Raw genomic sequence first — 17,796 nt, forward strand, 5'->3', positions numbered from 1 at the left:
CTGTGTAAATATGGCAGCTCAGATGATTAAGGCAGGAGATGCTGATATCGTTGTTGCAGGTGGTATGGAGAATATGTCAATGGCACCTTTTGCACTTCCAAAAGCAAGATTTGGTTACAGAATGAACAACGGAACACTTGTTGACACAATGGTAAATGATGCATTAACAGATGCTTTCAACAATTATCATATGATGATTACAGCTGAAAACGTAGCTGAACAGTGGGGAATCACAAGAGAAGAATTAGATGCATTCTCAGCTAACTCACAGCAGAAATGTGAAAAGGCTATGGCTGAAGGTAAGTTTAAGGATGAAATCGTTCCAGTTGTTGTTAAGAACAGAAAGGGCGATATCGTTGTAGATACAGATGAAGGACCAAGAGCAGGAACAACTGCTGAATCACTTGGTAAATTAAGATGCTGTTCAGGAAAGCCTGATGGTGTTGTTACAGCAGGTAATGCTTCAGGTATTAATGATGGAGCAGCTGCAGTAGTAGTTATGAGCGAAGAAAAGGCTAAGGAATTAGGTGTTACACCTATGGCTACATTTGTTGGCGGAGCACTTGGCGGAGTTGATCCTTCAATCATGGGTGTTGGACCTGTTGCTTCAACAAGAAAAGTTATGGAAAAGACAGGCTTAACAGTTGACGATATGGATTTAATCGAAGCTAACGAAGCTTTTGCAGCACAGTCAGTTGCAGTTGCAAGAGACCTTGGATTTGATATGAGCAAGGTTAACGTAAACGGTGGAGCTATTGCACTTGGACATCCTGTTGGAGCTTCAGGTTGTAGAATACTTGTTACATTACTTCACGAGATGCAGAAGAGAGACGCTAAGAAGGGTCTTGCTACATTATGTATCGGTGGCGGAATGGGCTGCTCAACAATCGTTGAAAGAGACTAATTAAATATATAAAAAGCTGGTAGCAGATTTTACTACCAGCTTTTCATGTGTTTTTTAATAAGGTGATTTAAAGGAGAAGTGATATGGAATTTATTACTTATGAACAGGAAGGATTTGTTGGAGTTATTACTATCAACCGTCCAAAGGCATTAAACGCATTAAACAGTCAGGTCCTTGATGAATTAAACGCTACATTAGATGCAGTTGATGTTAATGAAACAAGAGCATTGATTTTAACAGGTGCCGGAGAAAAGTCATTTGTTGCAGGCGCTGATATAGGAGAAATGTCAACACTTACAAAGGCTGAAGGCGAAGCTTTCGGTAAGAAGGGAAATGATGTTTTCAGAAAACTTGAAACATTACCTGTTCCTGTTATTGCTGCAGTAAACGGATTCGCTTTAGGTGGCGGATGTGAAATATCAATGAGTTGTGATATTAGAATCTGTTCTGAAAATGCTATTTTCGGACAGCCTGAAACAGGTCTTGGAATTACACCGGGATTTGGTGGAACACAGAGACTTGCAAGAATCGTTGGACCTGGAATGGCTAAACAGATGATTTATACAGCAAGAAACATTAAGGCTGATGAGGCTTACAGAATCGGTCTTGTAAATGCAGTATATCCACAGGAAGAACTTATGGATGCAGCAAAGAAAATGGCAGCAGGCATTGCAAAGAACGCACCTATTGCTGTAAGAGCATGCAAGAAGGCAATTAATGATGGATTAGATGCAAACATGGATGATGCAATCGTTATTGAAGAAAAATTATTCGGTAGCTGCTTTGAGACAGAAGATCAGAAGGCAGGTATGGGTAACTTCCTTGAAAAGGATAAAGAAAAGAAATTAAAGGTTGTACCATTTAAGAATATGTAATATAAGCCACTTAGTTTTTTATAATTATTGATTTGAGACATAAGTGGATACAAAATAAAATTATCATAAATATTATGGAGGAATAATCATGAAGGTTGGAGTTATTGGCGCAGGAACAATGGGTCAGGGAATCGCAAAGGCTTTCGCTCAGGTTGAAGGATACACAGTTGCATTATGTGATATCAAGCAGGAATGGGCTGAAGGTGGAAAAAACAAGATTGCTAAAGGTTATGCAAGACTTGTTGAAAAAGGAAAAATGACACAGGAGAAGGTTGATGGTATTCTTAACAGCATCACACCTGGTCTTAAGGAAGATTTATGTGCTGACTGCGATTTGATCGTTGAAGCTGCTTTTGAAAATATGGAAGTTAAGAAAACAACATTTGCAGAATTAGATAAGATTTGCAAGCCTGAATGTGTTTTCGCTTCAAATACATCATCACTTTCTATCACAGAAATTGGAAATGGTCTTACACGTCCTATGATTGGTATGCATTTCTTCAATCCTGCTGACAGAATGAAATTAGTAGAAGTTATCGCAGGGGTTAACACACCTGATGAAACAGTTGCAACAATCAAGAAGATTTCAGAAGAAATCGGAAAGACACCTGTACAGGTAAATGAAGCTGCAGGATTTGTTGTAAACAGAATTTTAATTCCAATGATTAACGAAGCTGCTTTCATTAAGATGGAAGGTGTTTCAGACATTGCCGGTATTGATGCTGCAATGAAACTTGGTGCTAACCATCCAATGGGACCTCTTGAATTAGGAGATTTCGTTGGTTTAGATATCTGCCTTGCAATTATGGATGTACTTTACAATGAAACAGGGGACAGCAAATATCGTGCATGCCCATTAATCCGTAAGATGGTTAGAGGCGGAAACCTTGGTGTTAAGTCAGGTAAGGGATTCTATGTATATAACGCAGACCGTACTAAGACACCAGTTGATGCTCAGTAATTAGAGCAAACTATAAATTTGGAGGACAAATAAATGGATTTTACTTTAAGCAAAAAACATGAAATGGCTAGAACACTTTTCAAAGAATTTGCAGAAAACGAAGTTAAGCCTCTTGCTCAGGAAACAGATGAAAATGAACAGTTTCCTGTAGAGACAGTTGAAAAGATGGCAAAATATGGTTTCCTTGGTATTCCGGTTCCAAAGGAATACGGCGGACAGGGATGTGATCCTTTAACATATGTTATGTGTGTTGAAGAATTATCAAAGGTTTGTGGTACAACAGGTGTTATCGTATCAGCTCATACATCACTTTGTATCGATCCTATTATGACATTTGGTACAGAAGAGCAGAAGAAGAAATATGTAGTTCCCCTTGCAAAAGGTGAAAAGTTAGGCGCTTTTGGTCTTACAGAGCCGGGTGCAGGAACAGACGCACAGGGACAGCAGACAAAGGCTGTTTTCGATGAAGCTACAAATGAATGGGTATTAAACGGTTCTAAGTGCTTTATCACAAATGGTAAGTATGCAGATGTTTACATTGTAATCGCTGTAACAGGTAAAGTTGAAAAACGTGGTAGAATGATGAAAGAAATTTCAGCATTCATCGTTGAAAAAGGAACACCTGGATTTACATTTGGAACAAAGGAAAAGAAGATGGGTATCCGTGGTTCAGCAACATACGAATTAATCTTTGAAGATTGTCGTATCCCGGCTGAAAACTTACTTGGTAAGAAGGGTAAAGGTTTCAACATCGCTATGCACACACTTGATGGTGGACGTATCGGTATTGCAGCTCAGGCTCTTGGTCTTGCTGAAGGTGCTCTTGAAACAACAATTGATTATGTTAAGGAAAGAAAGCAGTTTGGCAGATCAATCGGACAGTTCCAGAATACACAGTTCCAGTTAGCTGATATGGCTACTAAGGTAGAAGCTGCCAAGTTATTAGTATACAAGGCTGCTATGGCTAAGGCTACACAGCAGACATATTCTGTAGAAGCTGCTAAGGCTAAATTATATGCAGCAGAAGTTGCAATGGAAGTTACAACTAAGGCTGTTCAGTTACACGGTGGTTATGGTTATATCAGAGAATATGACGTTGAAAGAATGATGAGAGATGCTAAGATTACAGAAATCTATGAAGGTACTTCAGAAGTTCAGCGTATGGTAATCTCTGCTAACTTATTAAAGTAATAGGAGGTACTAATCGTGAAAATTATCGTATGTGTAAAACAGGTACCTGATACAAAGGGTGGAGTACAGTTTAACCCGGATGGTACATTAAATAGAGCTGCAATGCTTACAATCATGAATCCAGATGATAAAGCAGGTCTTGAAGCAGCACTTAGATTAAAAGATCAGTACGGAGCAGAAGTTACAGTTCTTACAATGGGTCTTCCAAAAGCTGAAGATGTTCTTCGTGAAGCTATAGCTATGGGTGCTGACAACGGAATCTTAGTAACAGACAGAGTTTTAGGTGGTGCTGATACTTGGGCTACATCTACAACAATTGCCGGTGCTATCAGAAACATTAAAGATTATGATATTATTATTACAGGACGTCAGGCTATCGACGGTGATACAGCTCAGGTTGGACCACAGATTGCTGAACATCTTGGAATCCCTGTTATTTCATATGCTGAAGGCATTGAAGTTGACGGAGACAGCGTAATCGTTAAGAGACAGTACGAAGACAGACATCATATGCTTAAGGCAAAGATGCCGGTTCTTATTACAGCTCTTTCAGAATTAAATGATCCTAGATATATGACTCCGGGTGGAATTTTTGATGCTTGTGATGCAGAAATTACAACTTGGGGAAGAGCAAATCTTGTTGATGTAGAAGATGGAGATCTTGGACTTAAGGGCTCACCTACAAAGATTGCTAAGGCTTCAGATAAGGTTCGTAAGGGTGCAGGCGAAAAGGTTACACCTGATTCACCGGAAGAAGCAGTTGAATACATCATGGACAAATTAATAACAAAGCACGTTATTTAATAGAGAGGAGATTATAATTATGCAGAACATTAATTTAGAAGATTATAAAGGCGTATTTGTCTTCGCTCAGCAGGTAGATAACGAATTAAGCCCAATCGCATTCGAATTACTTGGAGAAGCAGGAAGACTTGCAAAACCTTTAAATACAGAAGTTACAGCAGTACTTCTTGGATCAAAAGTTGGAAACTTGGTTGACAAATTAGCAGAATATGGTGCTGATAAGGTAATCGTAGTTGATGATCCTGAACTTGAAACATACAGAACTGAGCCATATGCACATGCATTAGCTTCAGTTATTGAAGAATACAAGCCTGAAATAATGTTAGTAGGTGCAACAGCTATCGGTAGAGATTTAGGTCCTACAGTTTCAGCCAGAGTAGCTACAGGTCTTACAGCAGACTGTACATTACTTGAAATTGGTGATTTTCCAATTAACCCAATTCCGGGAAAGGAGCAGAAGCACAATCAGTTACTTATGACTCGTCCTGCATTTGGTGGAAACACAATTGCTACAATCGCTTGTCCTGACAACAGACCACAGATGGCAACTGTTCGTGCAGGTGTTATGCAGAAGGCTGATCCTAAGCCTGGAGCAAAGGCAGAAGTTATTGAATTTAACCCTGGATTTGAGAAGAACAACAAGTATGTTGAAATTCTTGAAGTAGTTAAGTCAGTAGCTGAAACAGTAGATATTATGGATGCTAAGATTTTAGTATCCGGTGGACGTGGAGTTGGTTCAGCAGAGAACTTCAAGATTCTTGAAGACCTTGCAAAGGTTCTTGGTGGTGAAGTTTCATGTTCAAGAGCTGTTACAGATAATGGCTGGTTACCGGTTGACAGACAGGTAGGACAGACAGGTAAGACAGTTCGTCCACAGGTTTACTTTGCAATTGGTATTTCAGGTGCTATTCAGCACGTTGCCGGAATGGAAGAATCAGACTTAATCATCGCAATCAACAAAGACGAAGATGCTCCAATCTTTGACGTAGCTGATTATGGTATTGTAGGTGATTTAAACAAGGTAGTTCCACAGCTTACAGAAGCTATTAAGGCAGAACTTGCAAATAAATAATCGTGAAGCATTAAGCATAGCGAATAAATAAGAGATATAAAGAGAATGTCCCTTGCAACTATGGTTGCAGGAGGCATTCTTTTTATAATTGCATTGGACGAAGGAAATATATCTGTTGGAGATATGGTACTTGGCAGTGATAATAAATATGTGGTAAGTGTCCCATCAACCGAAGAAGGAAAAGCCAATATAAAGTTGGAAAATTCAGATACAGCAGACTACTATGTTATGACTTTGAATGTTGATAAAGGATATGGTAAAAGCTATAAAATCAGACCTTATGTTGTATTGAGGGATGGAAGTGTGGTTTATGGTGCCATTCAGGGATATAATGTGTTAGATGTGGCAAAAAAAATATATGATAATAATTTAATGAACAATGAAAAATCCCATAATCTTCTTTATGACAATCTGATTAAATTAGTTGACCCTAATTATATGAGGGTGGATTTTGACTGTCCTAAAATAAATGCTGACACATAGAAGAATATATTAATTTGTAAAAATGTCAAAAATTACTTTTTGCACTAATTTGTTGAAAAATTAGGTAGATATAAACTGAATTTGTGGTATAATTAAATGGTGTTTTGCACGAATAAATATATTCTAAAGAAAGGAAATGTATGGTCAGAGGACTGTACGGAGAGGAAAATGTTAGAAAAAATTTTCAAACTCAAACAGAACAACACTTCTGTAAAAACAGAAGTAATTGCGGGTCTTACAACATTTATGACTATGGCATATATTTTGGCTGTAAACCCGAACATCTTAAGTGATGGCACAGGCATGGATAAGGAAGCTATTCTTATTGCAACATGTTTAGCATCATTTATCGGTACTATGTGTATGGCTTTTATGGCAAATCTTCCATTTGCTTTATCAGCAGGTCTTGGACTTAATGCATATTTTGCATACACAGTTTGTGGTGAAATGGGATATTCATGGCAGGTAGCATTATTTGCAGTATTTATTGAAGGTATTATCTTTATTGTACTTTCATTAACAAATGTACGTGAAGCTATCTTTGATGCAATTCCACTTAATCTTAAGAAAGCAGTATCAGTTGGTATTGGTTTATTTATTGCATTTATCGGATTACAGAATGCAGGTCTTGTTGTAGATTCATCAACACTTGTTACTATTACTGATTTCACAAAGAATTTCCACACAGCCGGAATCACAGCATTATTAGCTGTTATTGGTGTATTTATTACAGCTATACTTTATATTAAGAGAGTTAAAGGCTCAATTCTTATTGGTATCGTATCAACATGGGTTCTTGGAATTATATGTGAACTTACAAAAATCTATGTTCCTGATAACGAGAGCTTTTTCTCAGTTATTCCTACAAGATTTGTAAGCTTTGATTTTTCAGCATTAGGAAAAACATTTGGACAGTGCTTTAATCTTGATTTCAAGGCTGTAGGTATTGTAAACTTTATTATTGTTGTATTTGCATTCCTTTTTGTTGACTTATTTGATACATTGGGAACAATCATCGGTGTAAGTACAAAGGCAGGTATGCTTGATGAAAATGGAAAGTTACCAAACATCAAACCTGCACTTTTATCAGATGCTATTGCAACATCAGCAGGTGCCATACTTGGTACATCAACAACAACAACATTCGTTGAGTCATCAGCAGGTGTAGCAGAAGGTGGACGTACAGGTCTTACAGCAGTTATTACAGGTGTGTTATTCTTAGTAGCTGTAATTTTCTCACCTTTATTTATAACAATTCCATCATTCGCTACAGCTCCGGCACTTATTATGGTTGGATTCCTTATGTTTGGTGCAATTACAGACATTAAGTTTACAGATGAAAATTTAACAGAAGCAATTCCTGCTTACCTTTGTATTATTGCAATGCCATTATTCTATAGCATTTCAGAAGGTATTTCAGTAGGTATTATTTCATATGTATTACTTAACCTTGTTTGTGGAAAGGCTAAGAAGGTTAAACCATTATTATATGTTTTAGCTGTATTATTCGTTTTGAAATATATATTCTTATAAAAAGTTTAAAACCAATAAACAAAACAAAACCGGGCTTCAAAGCCCGGTTTTGTTTTGTTTGTCTATCATTATTTTGTTATTGTATTATTTCATCATCAGGCATAACCAATGCTGCTATGATGTAAGCAACAATACCCGTACCACATGAACACAATGTAACAAGACACCAAATAAGTCTTACAACAGTAGAATCAATGTTTAAATAAACACCTAAACCGCCACATACACCGCATAACTTTCTGTCAGTACCGGATTTACATAGTCTTTTCTTCATAAAAAACTCCTTATCTTATTAATAAGTCATAGCCTTTTCTTCGCCACTCATAACCCTTAATGCACCCTGTGCTAAAGCTAATAATTCATCTTCACCAGGATAAATTGTTATAGGAGCAAGGAAACTTACAGCGTTCTTGAAGTATTCCTGAGTGATAGCATTGTAAGCAATACCACCTGTTAAGATAATCTGGTCAATCTTACCACCAAGAACAACAGCCATAGCACCGATTTCTTTCGCTAACTGATAATGGAAAGCATCCATTACTAACTGGGCTTTTTCATCATCCTTAGCCATTTTTACAAGGTCTCTCATATCGTTAGTTCCAACATAAGCATTGAAACCACCGTTACCGTTAATCATCTTTGAAACTTCAGCCTGAGTATATTTTCCGCTAAAGCAAAGCTTCATTAAAGCACCTGATGGAAGTCCACCTGATCTTTCAGGAGAGAAAGGACCGTCACCATCTAAAGCATTGGCAACATCAATAACCTTGCCGTTCTTATGAGCTCCAACTGAAACACCGCCACCCATATGAACAACGATTAAGTTAAGGTCTTCATATGCTTTTCCAACTTCTTTCGCATATCTCTTAGCAACAGCCTTCTGGTTTAATGCATGGAAAATTGAAATTCTTGGCATTTCAGGGTGACCTGAAAGTCTTGCAACGTCCTGTAATTCATCAACAACTACAGGGTCAACAATATATGATGGAACATTGATTTCAGATGCAATCTCTTTAGCAAGAATACCGCCTAAGTTAGAAGCATGCTGTCCCTGTTTTCCAATCTTTAAATCCTCTAATAATTCAGGTGTTGTTTCATATGTACCACCTGGTATTGGTTTAAGAAGACCACCACGACCTACAACAACATCAATATCATTAAGGTCTACACCTTTTTCCTTTAAAACATCAAGAATAACTTCTTTTCTGAAATCCTTCTGATCATAAATAGTAGCATACTGTGCAATCTCTTCTGTAGAATGTCTGAGAGTTTCTTCCATTAACTGGGTTTCATCTTCATAAACACCAATTTTAGTAGAAGTAGAACCCGGATTAATAATTAAAATTTTATATGACATAACTGCCTCCTTTATTTTAATTTCTCTGCAACGATTGCTGCAAGAGCAATAGAGTTAACTTTAACTTCAAATTCATCTGAACGGGATGTAAGAATAACAGGAGCTTTTGTACCTGTTAAAATATTACCGTTTTTACATTCAGCAGTGTGAACTAATGCCTTATATGTAATGTTACCTGCGTGAATATCAGGGAATAATAATACATCAGCATCACCAACAATTTTTCTGTTAGTTGTTCCTTTGTGGAATGCAGCCTGAGGCTCAATAGCAAGGTCAAGGGAAAGAGGTCCGTCAACGATACATCCTTCAATTTCACCATTTTCATTCATTTTTGTAAGTTCGTCAGCATCAACTGTGCAAGGCATCTTAGGGTTTACAACTTCAACTGCTGCAAGTGGTGCAACCTTAGGACACTCAATGCCACAGGCATGAGCAATTTCAACTGTGTTTCTAATAATGTTTGCCTTTGTTTCGAGATTAGGATAAGGAACAAAAGCAACGTCTGATAAGAATAAAAGATGATCAATACCCTTTATTTCAAATACGCAAACATGTGATAATGTTTTGTCTGTTCTTAAACCAACTTCCTTATCTAATACACTCTTAAGGAATGATTTTGTATCAATAAGTCCCTTCATGTACATATCAGCTTCGCCGTCATGAACTAATTTAACAGCAGTTCTTGCTGCTTCAATAGGATCGGCAACATCGATTATTTTATAATCATTTAAATGCATTTTAAGAACCTGTGCAATTGTTCTTATTTTAGATTCATCACCAACTAAAATAGCATCGGCAATGCCTCTTTCTTTTGCAGCCTTTACAGCCTCCAAAACAGCATCATCGTGTGCGCATGCTACAGCAACAGTCTTTTTAGGACAATCTGCAACCTGTTTTAGTAAATCATCAAAACTTTTACTCATATTCATGTACCTCTTAAATTTTATTTTCTTCAAATATTGCCCTGCAATATTTGGGATAAACCACCTTAAATAATAGCACCAGCACCACATTCGGTCAAGGAAAAACGCTGTTTATAGGGAAAAGATGTTCCATAAAAAGTATAAATATTTTCTAATTGCTAACTTTAACCATAAAGGGTATACTTGTTTAGTAAAAAATTAATTTGAGGACGTATTCATGAAGAGTTTACTAAAGTATTTAAAAAATTATAAGAAGGAATCATTTTGCGCACCATTGTTTAAAATGCTTGAAGCATGTTTTGATTTAATTGTACCGTTAGTAGTATCAGCAATTATTGACAATGGTATAAAGACAAATGACACATCATATGTATTAAAAATGGGAGGAGTTCTTGTATTATTAGCTTTTGTGGGACTGGCATTTTCCATTACAGCCCAGTATTTTGCTGCAAAAGCATCAGCCGGTTTCGGACAGGAATTAAGACATGAGTTATTTAGTCATATTCAAAAGCTTTCCTATACCAATGTAGATAAATACGGCGCATCTACATTTATTACAAGAATGACAGCAGACGCGAACCTTGTTCAGTCTCAGGTAAACATGGCTCTCAGACTGTTACTTCGTTCACCTTTTATTGTTTTCGGTGCCATGATTATGGCATTTTTTGTTGATTTTAAAACCGCATTGGTATTTGCTGTTTCCATACCGGTTTTGTCAGTTATAGTATATGGAATAATGCTTATAACAATTCCTCTTTACAAAAAGGTTCAGGGAGCTCTTGACAAGGTAATGGGAAGTACCAGAGAAAATTTAAGCGGTACAAGAGTTATCAGGGCTTTTAATAAGGAAGATGAAGAAATTGACAGATATAATAGTGAAAATGAACTATTAAATAAATTTCAGATTTTTGCCGGAAAAATTTCCACAATAATGAATCCTATGACCTATATAGTTATAAACGTTGCTATTATTGCAATTTTGTGGATAGGTGGGGAAAGGGTTGATACAGGCATACTGACTCAGGGAAAGGTTGTTGCCTTAGTTAACTATATGTCTCAGGTTTTAGTTGAATTAGTTAAATTGGCAAGTCTTATTATTAATCTTACAAAGGCATTTGCTTCCGCGAAAAGAATACAGGACATATTTGATATACCATGCAATATAGAGCAGGGAACTTTAAAGCAGGGTAGTGATAAGGAAAATATTGTGGAATTTGACAATGTATCCTTAACCTATGAATTATCAAAGGAGCCATCCATAGAAGGAGTAAATCTTAAAGTTAAAAAAGGTCAGACTATTGGAATCATAGGTGGAACAGGCTCTGGAAAAACCACCCTTGTAAATCTTATACCAAGATTTTATGATGCCACGGAAGGCACCGTTAAAATAGAAGGTGTAGATGTAAAGGAGTTTAATAAGGAAGAACTGGGAATGAAGGTTGGTATAGTACCTCAAAAGGCATTGTTGTTTAAGGGAACTATTAGAAGCAATCTTTTGTGGGGGAATGAAAATGCCACGGAAGAAGATATGATAATGGCGTTAAAACGTTCCCAAAGTTATGATTTTGTTATGGAAAAGGATAACGGCTTAGATGCTGATGTGGCACAAAACGGAAAGAACTTTTCCGGAGGACAAAAACAGCGTCTTAGTATTGCAAGAGCTCTTGTAAGAAATCCGAAAATCCTTATATTAGATGACAGTTCTTCAGCACTGGATTTTGCTACAGATGCAAAGCTTAGGGCAGCCATAAAGGAATTAAAGGATACCACGGTTTTTGTGGTTTCCCAAAGAACTGCTGCCATAATGGATGCAGATAACATTTTAGTGTTAGATGACGGAAAAGTAGCAGGAGTGGGAAAACATGAGGAATTGCTGGAAAATTGTCATGTATATAAAGAAATATATGATTCACAGTTTAAAAAATCACAAGAGGAGGGCAAATAAATGAAAGATAATATGATTTCACAAAAAGAGGCTCTCATAGAACTGGGAAAAAGAATAAAAAAATATTGGTACATGTTGGCAGGCTCCATGGTCTTTGCTGTGGTGTATGTTGTACTATCATTGTATATTCCAAAGCTTATAGGTTATGGAACAGATAAAATTATTGATGCTAAAAAGGTAGATTTCCCGGGACTTAAGAATGTGATTTTTACCATAGTGATTTGTGCCATAGTGGCAGGAATTGCCCAGTGGATTATGGGACTATGTAACAACAGAATTACATTTAATGTAATAAGAGATATAAGAGAGGAAGCATTTGCAAAGACGCAGCGACTTCCTGTAAGCTACATTGATTCAAGGTCAAGTGGCGACATAGTAAATAATGTAATTACAGATGTTGACCAGTTAGCAGACGGTTTGCTTATGGGATTTTCAAATCTCTTTACGGGAGTTGTAACCATTGTTTTAACCCTTATATTTATGTTGCAGACTAACTGGAAAATAGCCTTAGTTGTAATTTTAATTACACCGGTTTCTTTCTTTGTGGCAGGCTTTATTGCAAAGCGCACCTATTCTATGTTTAGAAAGCAGTCAGAAATAAGAGGTGAGCAGACGGCATTAATAGATGAAACAATTAGTGGTATTAAAGTTGTAAAAGCCTTTGGACAGGAAGAAAACACTGTTAAAAGGTTTGATGAAGTAAATGACAGATTATGTGATGTTAATATGAAGGCAACTTTCTATTCCTCTATAACTAACCCATCTACCAGATTTGTAAACAATTTAGTTTATGCAGGGGTTACCATAAGTGGTGGTTTAGAAGCGGTTTTAACCAGAGGAATTACAGTAGGTGGTCTGACATGTATATTAAGCTATGCAAATCAGTACACAAAGCCTTTTAATGAAATATCAGGTGTTGTTACGGAACTTCAAAATGCAATTGCATGTAGTGCAAGAGTATTTACACTGATAAATGAAGAACCGGTAAAAGATGTTGAAGAAAATGAAGATACGGTACTTGATAACATATCAGGAAAGGTCGATATTGAAAATGTTGATTTTTCCTATGTACCTGACAAAAAGCTTATAGAAAACCTGAATCTTCATGTGGCACCGGGAGAACGTGTTGCCATAGTAGGGCCTACAGGTTGCGGTAAGACTACAATAATAAATCTTCTTATGAGATTTTACGATGTTAATTCGGGAAAAATATCAATAGAAGAAAAAGATATAAGAGATGTAACAAGAAAAAGCCTTAGAAATTCTTACGGAATGGTGTTGCAGGAAACATGGCTTAGAAATGCAACTGTAGCTGAAAATATTGCCATGGCAAAGCCTGACGCCTCAAGAGAAGAAATAATAAGTGCTGCAAAGTCAAGTCATGCTCATAGTTTTATAAAGCGTCTTTCGGAGGGATACGATACTGTTATAGGAGAAGATGGAGGAAATCTTTCCCAGGGGCAAAAACAGCTTCTTTGTATAACAAGGGTAATGCTGGCATTGCCACCAATGCTTATTTTAGATGAAGCTACTTCATCCATTGATACAAGAACGGAAATCAGGATACAAAGGGCATTTAACAAAATGATGAAAGGAAGAACGACCTTTATTGTTGCCCACAGACTTTCAACCATAAAAGAAGCAGACTGTATTTTGGTTATGAATGCAGGAAAGATTATTGAGCAGGGAAATCATGAGGAGCTTCTTGCCAAAAAAGGATTTTATTATAAACTGTGGAACAGCTAAAAGGCTGTGCCACAGTTTGACTTCTTAAAATCAATTTCGTTTTTTATAAAGTATAGAAATACAAGCATAATAGCAAGGGCACTTATTCCGGCAGAAACAATGTCAAACATTTTGCCGGAGAAAGAAGAAAAACTAAATATAAATTTTATCAGTTTACCCGCTACCAGACTGCAAAATAGCCAGGCAGTGGGTTTTATAATGTTATCTGTAGCGGAGAAGGAGAAATGTATTTTTTTATAAATATATAATCCGTGGAGAAGGGTTGTTAACAGATTACTTATTAAAAGTCCCCATAAATAGCCTGTTATACCAATAAGGGGAACTATAAACCAAAGACAGACAAGCCTTATAATGGTACCTATTACATTATGGACAAAGGCAGTGTTGGTTTTTCCAAGACCATGAAGTACGGAGCCTAAAGTAATGGATAAATACATAAAAGGGCAAAGCCATGCCAATATTTTGATATATTCACCTGCTTCACTATGACCGAAAATTGTAGTTCCTATAAAATCACCATAACATAGGAAAATACCTATGCAAAATATTCCCGTGACAAAGGAGAACCATACAGATACCTCTGTGGTTTTTATTACGTTTTGAGACTTGCCACCGGCATTTTCTCCTGCAATGGCAGGTAAAATCATGGTAGAAACAGATGTATTAATGGCTGATGGAAAAGTGACCACCGGAAGTGCCATTCCGGTAAGTATTCCATAAACACTTAAGGCATCATTAGAAGTCATTCCGCTTTTTACCAGAACAATAGGTACTAATATGGCTTCTATACATTGAAGAAATGTAATCATTATCTTGTTAATTGTAAGTATGTATGAAACTGAAAAAAGATTTTTAATCTGAAAGAAAAGCTGGTTAATTTTAAATTTGTAGATTTTTTCAGTGCTTATTGCAATTACACAGAAAATAACCCCTCCTAATTCTGATATTACCATTGAATATACTGCAATAAGAGGAGTGATTTCTATGGCTTTTTCCACCCAGACCAGTCCTAATATGTATAGGGAAATAACCTTAACAATCTGCTCAAAAATAGAGGAAACAGCCGGAACAAAGGTTTTCTTCAGACCTAAATAATATCCCGATACACAGGCATGAAAGGTGGTAAGGGGAATGGTTATGGCTGCATATTTTAAAAGTTTTTCACATTCATTGTTTTTTATTATGTGTAAAGAAATACTGTCTGCAAAATAAAAAAGCAGAAGTGCTGTTGTAACAGACAGAAATAATGACATTATAATGCTACTTACAAATACAAGAAATTTATCTTTGTTATTACGGCTTTCTGCAACAAATCTGGATACGGCAATTTGTATTCCACCACAGCTTAAGGCAACACAAAAGCCTAAAACCGGAAAGATTAATTGAAAAATTCCCATACCTCTTGCACCTATTAAGTTTGACAGGAATATTCTATATAAGAAACCTATTACCCTGCTTAAAACACTGGCAAGGGTAAGAATAATTGTACCTTTGATAATTTGATTTTTTACTGACATAGCAACACATAGCAATAATTATTTATACAATTTATTCACAAAATGGGAAAAAATGCTATTAACATAAAATAAATAAAGGAGTAGGCCATGATATATCTGGATAATGCAGCAACTACAAAAATAAGCGATGGGGCAATAAAGGCAATGGAGCCTTATATAAATGAAGTGTATTCTAATCCGTCAGGAGTGTATGCTTTTTCAAAAATGTCCAAGGAACTTATTGAAGAAACCAGAAAAAACATAGCAGATTTTATAAATGCCAAACCGGAAAATATTTTCTTTACCTCCGGAGGAACTGAATCCGATAACTGGGCATTAGAAAACTCAAAAAATAACGGAAAACACATAATAACATCAAAAATCGAACATCACGCAATTTTAAATAAGTGTCAGCAGTTAGAAAAGGATAAAATGAAAGCAACTTACCTAAACGTAGACAGTCAGGGAGTGGTAAATGCTGATGATGTGGAACGAAATATAAGGGATGACACGGCAATTATTTCAATTATGTTTGCCAACAATGAAATTGGAACAATAGAGCCTGTAAAAGAAATAGGTAAGATTGCTAAGGAGCATAATATAATTTTTCATACAGATGCAGTTCAGGCTTTTGGGCATGTATCCATAGACGTGGAGAAAATGAATCTTGACATGATGAGTGCCAGCAGCCATAAGTTTCATGGACCAAAGGGAGTGGGATTTTTATATGTGAGAAATCCTGAAAAAATGATCCCCCTTATTTATGGGGGGGGACAGGAAAGAGGAAAACGTTCAGGAACGGAAAATGTAATTGGCATTGCTGGAATGAACGGGGCGTTACAGGAAGTGATGTCTAACTTTACTGATAGAGTGCAAAAGGAAACTAATTTAAGAAATTATCTTATAAACAGAGTTTTAAGTGAAATACCGTATATAAAATTAAACGGCAGTATGGCAAGAAGGCTTCCGGGGAATGCCAATTTTACCATTGCAGGAGTGGATGGTACCTCGTTAGTAGTATTAATGGATAATGACGGCATATGTATTTCATCAGGCTCGGCCTGTTCCTCAGGTTCAGATGCACCATCCCATGTAATATCTGCAATAGGTGTACCGGAGAAATTTGCTTATGGAACTGTAAGAATAACATTGTGCAGTGATAACACAAAGGAAGAAATTGATTATACCATTCACAGATTAAAGGAAAACATAAAAATGTTAAGAAGCAGGTAAAAAAAGAAAAACTACGTGTGCCATAGGAACAAATCCATACAGCCACGTAGCCTTACATAAATTATTTCTCATAAATCTTTAAATTATATCTGTTAGCTATATCCTCTATTTTGTTGAAACCAAAACCTATATCACAAGCCTTATGGGCATCAGAACCTATCGTCACATATTTTCCACCAAGTTCAGTGTAACGTTTTATAATGTCTGTGTGAGGATTTGGAAAATCAAGACCCTTAGCAAGTCCTGCTGTGTTAATTTCCAACTTTATATAGTGAGTAATAATAAACTTTAAAATTTCATCAATTACATCCATGTAATCAAAAACACAGTAATTAGCATCTTTATTTGGGCTGTATCGCACTATGTAATCCAAATGACCTAAGGTATCAACGGAATTAAAACTATGCAAGGCATCAAGGAGGGTGGAAAAGTACAATTCAAAAGCCTCCCTGTCGGTGTGGGATTCCCAAAAACTGTAATAATAAGGGTCCATATTGTCAACCACATGGCAGGAGCCTATAACAAAATCAAAGTTTACATTATGTAAAAGCTTCCTGCATAATTGGACATTATCCATTGTAATGCCAAGTTCCACACCTTTTAGAATCTGAATTTTGTTTTTATACTTGTCTGCATAATGGTTTAATGTGTCAAAATACCTGTTAAAATCAATATAAGGTGACTCTCCTTTAACAGGCCAGTTAAAATCCTGATGGTCTGTTATGGCAATTTGTTTCATATTTAAAGAAACTGCTTTTTTTATAATATTATCTAAAGTTTCCTCGCTGTCAAAAGAAAAACTGCTGTGAACATGATAATCTGAATACATAAAAACTCCTTTATTAGTGTGCATGAATAAAAAATGAAAAAATAAGCAAAATATCAGTTGTTAAAACAATCAGGCTTTTGCATTAATAACAAAAACAGCCGGTGAAAATATTTTGTTTACACCTAGAAAAATATAACAAAAATACCAATAAAAATCTACTTTTAAGTGCAATTATGGATTTCTTGACAAAATTTTAACAAAAAACCAATAAAAACCACAAAAACACCTTGATATTTGTAAATGAATTATGTAAAATAAGTTTTAGGTTAATGAAGATTAACAAAAAATTTTTAAATTCTTATTTTTAGGAGGAAAAATCAAATGGCAGTTAAAGTTGCAATTAACGGATTTGGACGTATCGGACGTCTTGCATTCAGACAGATGTTTGGAGCAGAAGGTTATGAAGTAGTAGCTATCAACGACTTAACAAGTCCTAAGATGTTA

General features: G+C 36.2%; 17 protein-coding genes. 12 read left to right on the forward strand and 5 right to left on the reverse strand.

Annotated features, from left to right (window positions below; all coding sequences use genetic code 11):
* The 8 genes from Q5O30_RS11460 to Q5O30_RS11495 all read left to right on the forward strand — a co-directional run.
* A partial coding sequence (locus Q5O30_RS11460; protein WP_302674715.1) for an acetyl-CoA C-acyltransferase occupies nt 1-904 on the forward strand: 904 nt, incomplete at its 5' end.
* Between the two features lie 83 nt (nt 905-987).
* Complete coding sequence (locus Q5O30_RS11465; RefSeq protein ID WP_021953884.1) at nt 988-1,779, forward strand: enoyl-CoA hydratase-related protein; 792 nt, start codon at nt 988-990, stop codon at nt 1,777-1,779.
* A gap of 88 nt (nt 1,780-1,867) precedes the next feature.
* On the forward strand, nt 1,868-2,740 hold the full coding sequence (locus Q5O30_RS11470; RefSeq protein WP_021953885.1) for a 3-hydroxyacyl-CoA dehydrogenase family protein: 873 nt from the start codon (nt 1,868-1,870) through the stop codon (nt 2,738-2,740).
* Between the two features lie 33 nt (nt 2,741-2,773).
* Nucleotides 2,774-3,931, forward strand: coding sequence for an acyl-CoA dehydrogenase (locus Q5O30_RS11475; protein WP_021953886.1), 1,158 nt, complete (start codon nt 2,774-2,776; stop codon nt 3,929-3,931).
* 15 nt (nt 3,932-3,946) lie between these two features.
* Nucleotides 3,947-4,735: an electron transfer flavoprotein subunit beta/FixA family protein gene (locus tag Q5O30_RS11480; protein WP_021953887.1), complete on the forward strand. Its 789-nt coding sequence runs from the start codon at nt 3,947-3,949 to the stop codon at nt 4,733-4,735.
* A 19-nt stretch (nt 4,736-4,754) separates the two neighbouring features.
* Nucleotides 4,755-5,807, forward strand: a complete 1,053-nt coding sequence (locus Q5O30_RS11485; RefSeq protein ID WP_021953888.1) for an electron transfer flavoprotein subunit alpha/FixB family protein — start codon at nt 4,755-4,757, stop codon at nt 5,805-5,807.
* A gap of 45 nt (nt 5,808-5,852) precedes the next feature.
* Nucleotides 5,853-6,290, forward strand: a complete 438-nt coding sequence (locus Q5O30_RS11490; protein ID WP_021953889.1) for a hypothetical protein — start codon at nt 5,853-5,855, stop codon at nt 6,288-6,290.
* 168 nt (nt 6,291-6,458) lie between these two features.
* Nucleotides 6,459-7,823 carry an NCS2 family permease gene (locus Q5O30_RS11495; protein WP_021953890.1) on the forward strand — a complete coding sequence of 455 codons (1,365 nt, stop codon included), beginning with the start codon at nt 6,459-6,461 and terminating at the stop codon, nt 7,821-7,823.
* A gap of 76 nt (nt 7,824-7,899) precedes the next feature.
* Here Q5O30_RS11495 and Q5O30_RS11500 read toward each other — a convergent pair whose 3' ends face one another.
* The 3 genes from Q5O30_RS11500 to ptb are packed head-to-tail and all read right to left on the reverse strand — an operon-like array spanning nt 7,900 to nt 10,103.
* Complete coding sequence (locus Q5O30_RS11500; RefSeq protein ID WP_021953891.1) at nt 7,900-8,097, reverse strand: PspC domain-containing protein; 198 nt, start codon at nt 8,095-8,097, stop codon at nt 7,900-7,902.
* An 18-nt stretch (nt 8,098-8,115) separates the two neighbouring features.
* Nucleotides 8,116-9,180, reverse strand: coding sequence for a butyrate kinase (gene buk / locus Q5O30_RS11505; protein WP_021953892.1), 1,065 nt, complete (start codon nt 9,178-9,180; stop codon nt 8,116-8,118).
* Nucleotides 9,181-9,191: 11 nt separating this feature from the next.
* Complete coding sequence (ptb, locus tag Q5O30_RS11510; protein ID WP_021953893.1) at nt 9,192-10,103, reverse strand: phosphate butyryltransferase; 912 nt, start codon at nt 10,101-10,103, stop codon at nt 9,192-9,194.
* A 217-nt stretch (nt 10,104-10,320) separates the two neighbouring features.
* Here ptb and Q5O30_RS11515 point away from each other — a divergent pair, with 217 nt between their 5' ends.
* Nucleotides 10,321-12,048, forward strand: coding sequence for an ABC transporter ATP-binding protein (locus Q5O30_RS11515; protein WP_021953894.1), 1,728 nt, complete (start codon nt 10,321-10,323; stop codon nt 12,046-12,048).
* Nucleotides 12,049-13,794, forward strand: coding sequence for an ABC transporter ATP-binding protein (locus tag Q5O30_RS11520; protein WP_021953895.1), 1,746 nt, complete (start codon nt 12,049-12,051; stop codon nt 13,792-13,794).
* Here Q5O30_RS11520 and Q5O30_RS11525 read toward each other — a convergent pair.
* On the reverse strand, nt 13,791-15,311 hold the full coding sequence (locus tag Q5O30_RS11525; RefSeq protein ID WP_021953896.1) for a polysaccharide biosynthesis protein: 1,521 nt from the start codon (nt 15,309-15,311) through the stop codon (nt 13,791-13,793). The genes Q5O30_RS11520 and Q5O30_RS11525 overlap by 4 nt on opposite strands.
* Nucleotides 15,312-15,398: 87 nt before the next feature.
* On the opposite strand from Q5O30_RS11525, the gene Q5O30_RS11530 reads away from it, so the two are divergent.
* Nucleotides 15,399-16,523, forward strand: coding sequence for a cysteine desulfurase family protein (locus tag Q5O30_RS11530; protein WP_021953897.1), 1,125 nt, complete (start codon nt 15,399-15,401; stop codon nt 16,521-16,523).
* A 61-nt stretch (nt 16,524-16,584) separates the two neighbouring features.
* On the opposite strand, the gene Q5O30_RS11535 is transcribed toward Q5O30_RS11530, so the two are convergent.
* Complete coding sequence (locus Q5O30_RS11535; protein WP_021953898.1) at nt 16,585-17,352, reverse strand: histidinol-phosphatase HisJ family protein; 768 nt, start codon at nt 17,350-17,352, stop codon at nt 16,585-16,587.
* Between the two features lie 321 nt (nt 17,353-17,673).
* On the opposite strand from Q5O30_RS11535, the gene Q5O30_RS11540 reads away from it, so the two are divergent.
* Nucleotides 17,674-17,796, forward strand: a 123-nt coding sequence (locus tag Q5O30_RS11540; RefSeq protein WP_302674721.1) for a glyceraldehyde 3-phosphate dehydrogenase NAD-binding domain-containing protein, incomplete at its 3' end; no start/stop codon positions are given.

It is taken from the genome of Eubacterium sp. CAG:161 (assembly GCF_000432355.1).
Lineage (GTDB): Bacteria > Bacillota > Clostridia > Lachnospirales > Lachnospiraceae > Eubacterium_G > Eubacterium_G segne.

What these genes read in the sequence shown, in the direction of transcription:
- Q5O30_RS11465 (WP_021953884.1), top strand. Translation starts at nt 988, where the DNA reads ATGGAATTTATTACTTATGAACAGGAAGGATTTGTTGGAGTTATTACT.
- Q5O30_RS11470 (WP_021953885.1), top strand. Translation starts at nt 1,868, where the DNA reads ATGAAGGTTGGAGTTATTGGCGCAGGAACAATGGGTCAGGGAATCGCA.
- Q5O30_RS11475 (WP_021953886.1), top strand. Translation starts at nt 2,774, where the DNA reads ATGGATTTTACTTTAAGCAAAAAACATGAAATGGCTAGAACACTTTTC.
- Q5O30_RS11485 (WP_021953888.1), top strand. Translation starts at nt 4,755, where the DNA reads ATGCAGAACATTAATTTAGAAGATTATAAAGGCGTATTTGTCTTCGCT.
- Q5O30_RS11490 (WP_021953889.1), top strand. Translation starts at nt 5,853, where the DNA reads ATGTCCCTTGCAACTATGGTTGCAGGAGGCATTCTTTTTATAATTGCA.
- Q5O30_RS11495 (WP_021953890.1), top strand. Translation starts at nt 6,459, where the DNA reads ATGTTAGAAAAAATTTTCAAACTCAAACAGAACAACACTTCTGTAAAA.
- Q5O30_RS11500 (WP_021953891.1), bottom strand. Translation starts at nt 8,097, where the DNA reads ATGAAGAAAAGACTATGTAAATCCGGTACTGACAGAAAGTTATGCGGT.
- buk (WP_021953892.1), bottom strand. Translation starts at nt 9,180, where the DNA reads ATGTCATATAAAATTTTAATTATTAATCCGGGTTCTACTTCTACTAAA.
- ptb (WP_021953893.1), bottom strand. Translation starts at nt 10,103, where the DNA reads ATGAGTAAAAGTTTTGATGATTTACTAAAACAGGTTGCAGATTGTCCT.
- Q5O30_RS11515 (WP_021953894.1), top strand. Translation starts at nt 10,321, where the DNA reads ATGAAGAGTTTACTAAAGTATTTAAAAAATTATAAGAAGGAATCATTT.
- Q5O30_RS11520 (WP_021953895.1), top strand. Translation starts at nt 12,049, where the DNA reads ATGAAAGATAATATGATTTCACAAAAAGAGGCTCTCATAGAACTGGGA.
- Q5O30_RS11525 (WP_021953896.1), bottom strand. Translation starts at nt 15,311, where the DNA reads ATGTCAGTAAAAAATCAAATTATCAAAGGTACAATTATTCTTACCCTT.
- Q5O30_RS11530 (WP_021953897.1), top strand. Translation starts at nt 15,399, where the DNA reads ATGATATATCTGGATAATGCAGCAACTACAAAAATAAGCGATGGGGCA.
- Q5O30_RS11535 (WP_021953898.1), bottom strand. Translation starts at nt 17,352, where the DNA reads ATGTATTCAGATTATCATGTTCACAGCAGTTTTTCTTTTGACAGCGAG.